The sequence below is a fragment of the Marilutibacter maris genome (assembly GCF_006546735.2).
In the GTDB taxonomy this organism is placed as follows: Bacteria; Pseudomonadota; Gammaproteobacteria; order Xanthomonadales; family Xanthomonadaceae; genus Marilutibacter; species Marilutibacter maris.
Map to the genome: position 1 here is coordinate 1 of NZ_VICD02000089.1, position 5,177 is coordinate 5,177.

2 protein-coding genes are annotated in these 5,177 nt (G+C 68.6%); both read left to right on the forward strand.

The window, feature by feature from the left end; all coding sequences use genetic code 11:
- Nucleotides 1-189 precede the first annotated feature (189 nt).
- Nucleotides 190-903, forward strand: a complete 714-nt coding sequence (gene queC / locus FKV24_RS06410; protein ID WP_141481795.1) for a 7-cyano-7-deazaguanine synthase QueC — start codon at nucleotides 190-192, stop codon at nucleotides 901-903.
- Nucleotides 904-1,538: 635 nt separating this feature from the next.
- On the forward strand, nucleotides 1,539-5,177 hold a 3,639-nt coding region (locus FKV24_RS06415; RefSeq protein ID WP_141481796.1), incomplete at its 3' end, for a DUF11 domain-containing protein.

The window sequence follows — 5,177 nt, forward strand, 5'->3', positions numbered from 1 at the left end:
ACTACAACTGGCACCGCCCGCACGCCAGTTTGGGCCACAAGCCACCCATCAGCCGGCTGCCGCTGAACAACGTACTGGGTTTACACAGCTAGCCGCGCGCGGTCGCGGCGCCGTCGTGCGGTGGCCGCAACGTCCAGACGGCCGCGGACGGCCTTTACTCCGTATTCCCCTTTGCCTCACTCTTCTCCAATGAAAAAAGCCGTTGTCCTGGTATCGGGCGGGATGGATTCCGCCGTCGTCATCGCCATCGCCCGCGAGCAGGGCTATGCCGTGCATGCGCTCAGCGTGCGCTACGGCCAGCGCCATACCTCCGAGCTCGACGCCGCCGACCGGGTCGCGCGAAGCCTTGGCGCGGTCGCGCACAAGACCGTCGATGTCGACCTGCGCAGCATCGGCGGCTCGGCGCTGACCGACGACATCGAGGTGCCGACCGACGCCGACGGCCACCCGGTCGGCGAGGCCGCCCAGGCCGACCCGGCGTACCGGGACCTGATTCCGGTCACCTACGTGCCGGCGCGCAATACGATCATGCTGTCGATGGCGCTGGGCTGGGCCGAGGTGCTCGGAGCGGCGGATATCTTCTGCGGCGTCAACGCCGTCGATTACTCCGGTTACCCGGACTGCCGGCCGGAGTTCATCGAAGCCTTCCAGGCCCTGGCCAACCTGGCGACCCGGGCCGGTGTCGAGGGCGCCGGCATCCGCGTGCACGCGCCACTGCAGCATTTGAGCAAGGCCGACATCGTCCGCGAAGGGCTGCGCCTGGGGGTGGACTTCTCGCAGACGGTGTCCTGCTACCAGGCCGATGCCGAGGGCCGCGCCTGCGGCCATTGCGATGCCTGCCGCCTGCGCGCCGAGGGCTTCGCCGCGGCCGCCGCCGCCGATACCACCCGCTACCGGGACTGAGGCCCGCGTCAGCGGGGGGCAAGCGCGCCCGTGCAATGCGGGCGTGATGCGTGGGCCGGTCGGGACGGGCCGGGTCCACGTGGCCGTCGTGGGCGGCGCGGCCCACGTCGCTTCGACGAAATCCTCACCTGTCATGACGCAAAACGTCAAAATGTGACGTAAATCAAAACTTTTTCACAAAGTTTTGACTGTTCTCGCGTGTGCATCCCGGCAACATGCGATCTGCTGCGCACATTAAGTGTTATGCAGTTATCAGTTAAATGTGGCATATGGCACGCTTTTTGCTGCCCGGTGGGTAGTTGTCGTGGCCGCGCCTGCTCTGGGGCAGGTGGGGCCTTCATCTATCTACAGGGAACCAGGGAATGCGGAGCTACCGGGATGTCCTCGGTCGGGGGAGTGCGCGCGTGGATGGGGTCGGCCGTGGGGACGGTCGGATTCCGCAGTCCGTAGCCGATTTCCGACCCGTCTCCGAGCCCCCGCGTCGCCCATCGGCGGACGCCAGCATCCCGCACCCGAAGGCGACCTTTGCCGCTACGGCCCGTACCGCCCCGTCCGCGCGACGGCCCGGCGGAGTGCGGCCGTGTCCCCGAACCGAATCCAGATCCGCAACGGCCGCCGCGGCCGGAGAGTCCATGATGCGTAGAAAGCTCCGTCTTCGTGCCGCCGGTACGCGCTGGTTGCGCGCCGCCCTGCCTGCCGCCTTCCTTGGGCTGATGCTGGCATCGGGCGCGGTGCTGGCGTCCGGTGCCAACTCGCAGCGCGAGATCAACGCCGCCGGCGGCACCCAGGCCGACGGTTCCGATGGCCTGCATCTGTGGTGGGGCAGCAACAGCCAGTTCCAGGTGGTCCTGGGCAACAAGGGGCAGGTCTACTCGCCCGGTGGGCGCCCGACGGCCGGCGCCCTGTTCAACAGCGTCTACCTGCGTGTGGACCGCGGCCACGACAACACGAACCGGATCTACCACAACTCGAATACCAACTCGAACGTGGGCGGCTACGCAGCGTTCACCCAGGTCAGCCAGAGCGCGGTCAGCGGCAGCGGCACCGCGCTGTCACCGTGGCAGGTGACCACCGTACTGCGACCAAGCAACAGCGCCGACAGCGCAATCACCGTCACCATCGTCGACCGCTATGTCTATCCGCAGTCCTGGTTCACCCGCCGGGTGACCCTGAGCGGGATGCCGACCAGCGGCGCGGCGATCAAGTTCTACCAGAACATCGACACCTATCTGGATGGCGGCGATCAGGGGCCGGGCTTCACCCGGACCTCGCCGTGGAACCTCAGCAGCACCCCGGACGTGGTCGGAGTGCAGAAAGACGCGCAGATCGAGGCGCTGTGGCACGAGCCCTCGTCGGGCACGCCGCTCTGGGACCGCTATTTCTCCGGCACCTACCTGTATCCCGGGCGGCTGATCTGCAACGGCACCACCGGCACCAGCGGCTGCACCACCGGCACCGGCAATCTGAACAATGCCATCGACACCAATTCCAGCACCGACAACGGCATCGCGGCGCAGTGGAACGTACCCGCCGGCGCCAGCAGCCATACCGTCGAGTACCGGGTCACCTTCGCGATGGGGGCGGTCGACCTGACCAAGGCGTTCGCGCCGGCGACGATCAATGCCGGCGAGGTGTCGACGCTGAGCTTCACCCTGACCAACCGCACCTTCAACTCGGTCGCCAGCATCAACCTGACTGATACCCTGCCAGCCGGGGTGGTGGTGGCGCCGACGCCGAACGTTCGCACCAGTTGCCCGAGTGGGGCGGCCATGACCACGGTGATTCCGCCGGGCATGAGCGTGTCCGCGGCAGTCGGCGCCGGCAGCATCCAGGTCAGCGGCGCCAGCATCGTCGGCGCGCCGTCGGGGGGCCAGATCAGCTGCCGGATCTCGGTCGACGTGACCTCCAGCGTGGTCGGCCAGCACACCAACGACAGCAGCAACATCAGCGGCACCAACAACCTGGTCAACCTGGTCGGCAACGAGGTGCTGACCGTGGTGCAGCCGCAGCTGACCGCCAGCAAGTCGGTCGGCGGCACCCTGCTGGCCGGGCAGACCGGCGCCGCGGCCGACGGCCATTACCTGATCGGCCTGGCCAACACCGGCACCGGCCCGACCACGGCCGCGATCGACATCAGCGACACCCTGCCGGCCGGCTTCAGCGCGGTCGCGGTGTCCAGTCCCGACGGCAGCGTCAGCTGTGGCGGCCTGCCGGCGACCGGCACCCTGAACTGCAGCTTCACCCCGGCGGCGCCGATCGCCGCGGGCGCGAATGCGAGCATCCGCGTCAACGTCGCCATCGACGCCTCGGCCACCGGCGACGTCACCAACGTGGTCGCGATCGCCGGCGGCGGCGATCCCGATCCGCTGCCGACCTGCCCGGCCGCGGGCAACCCGCAATGCGCCCAGGTCACTTCGACCCTGGACACGTCGGCCGATGTTTCGATCACCAAGAGCAATGGCGCCAGCACCTATGTGCCGGGCGCCAGCACGGTCTACACCGTGGTCGTCGCCAATGCCGGGCCGTCGGCCGCGAGCAACGTGCAGGTGCAGGACACCGCACCGGCGGGCACCACGCTGACCGGCTGGACCTGCACCGGCGTCGCCTGCCCGGTGGCGAGCGGCAGCGGCAATCTCAACCACACGCTGCCGGTGCTGGCCGCCGGCGCCAGCGTCAGCTACGCGCTGACCGTGCAGATCGATTCCGATACCAGCGGTTCGATCACCAACACCGCCACCGCCACTTCGACGACGCCGGATCCGAATGCGGCCAACAACAGCGCTTCGGACACCGATACCGCCGCTCCCAGTGCCGATGTCGCGATCAGCAAGTCGCTGGCCAGCCCGAACCCGGCGGTTCCGGGGCAGACGCTGACCTGGACCCTGACCGCGACCAACAACGGTCCGTCCGATGCGCCGATGACCACCGCCGACGCGGTGCCGGCGACGGTCACCGGGCTGTCGGTCGGCGGTGCCGACGGCGGCGCCTGCAGCGTAGCCGGCCAGAATGTCGACTGCGATTTCGGCACCGTGCCCAGCGGACAGTCGCGCAGCTACACGATCAGCGGCACGCTGGCAGCGGGCGCGACCGGATCGCTCGCCAATACCGCGACCGTGTCGACCACGGCGACCGATCCGACCCCGGGCAACAACAGTGCGACCTCGACCACGCCGGTGCAGGCCACCGCCGACATCGCGGTCAACAAGATCTTGACCACCGCCGGTCCGTACGTCATCGGCCAGACGGTGGCCTTCGACATCGTGGTCAGCAATGTCGGCCCGTCCGAGGCGACCGGTGTACAGGTGACCGATACGCCGTCGAACCTGACTTTGACATCGGTCAGCGGTGCCTGCACCGCGCTGCCGTGCACGATCGCGTCGATCGCCTCCGGCGGCAGCGTGACGATCACCGTCCAGGGCACGATCGACGCCGAGGGTGCGTTCGGCAACAGCGCGACCGCGACGCCGACTGAGACCGATCCGGACGGCGGCAACAACACCGGTACCGATGGCGACGACACCACGCCGACCGCCGACATCGCGGTCAGCAAGACCCTGACCACCGCCGGTCCGTACGTCATCGGCCAGACGGTGGCCTTCGACATCGTGGTCAGCAATGTCGGCCCGTCGGAGGCGACCGGCGTGCAGGTGACCGATACGCCGAGCAATCTGACTTTGACATCGGTCAGCGGTGCCTGCACCGCGCTGCCGTGCACGATCGCGTCGATCGCGTCGGGTTCGAGCACGACGATCACCGTCCAGGGCACGATCGATGCCGAGGGCGCGTTCGGCAACAGCGCGACCGCGACCCCGACCGAGACCGATCCTGACGGTAGCAACAACACCGGCACCGACGGCGACGACACCACGCCGACCGCCGACGTGTCGGTCAGCAAGACCCTGACCACGGCCGGTCCGTATGTGATCGGCCAGACGGTGGCCTTCGACATCGTGGTCAGCAATGCCGGCCCGTCCGAGGCGACCGGCGTGCAGGTGAGCGATACCCCGAGCAACCTCACCCTGACATCGGTCAGCGGCGCCTGCACCGCGCTGCCGTGCACGATCGCGTCGATCGCCTCCGGCGGCACCGCAACGATCACCGTCCATGGCACGATCGACGCCGAGGGCGCGTTCGGCAACAGCGCGACCGCGACCCCGACCGAGACTGACCCCGACGGCGGCAACAACACCGGCACCGACGGCGACGACACCACGCCGACCGCCGACATCGCGGTCAGCAAGACCCTGACCACCGCCGGTCCGTACGTGATCGGC

What these genes read in the sequence shown, in the direction of transcription:
- queC (WP_141481795.1), top strand. Translation starts at nt 190, where the DNA reads ATGAAAAAAGCCGTTGTCCTGGTATCGGGCGGGATGGATTCCGCCGTC.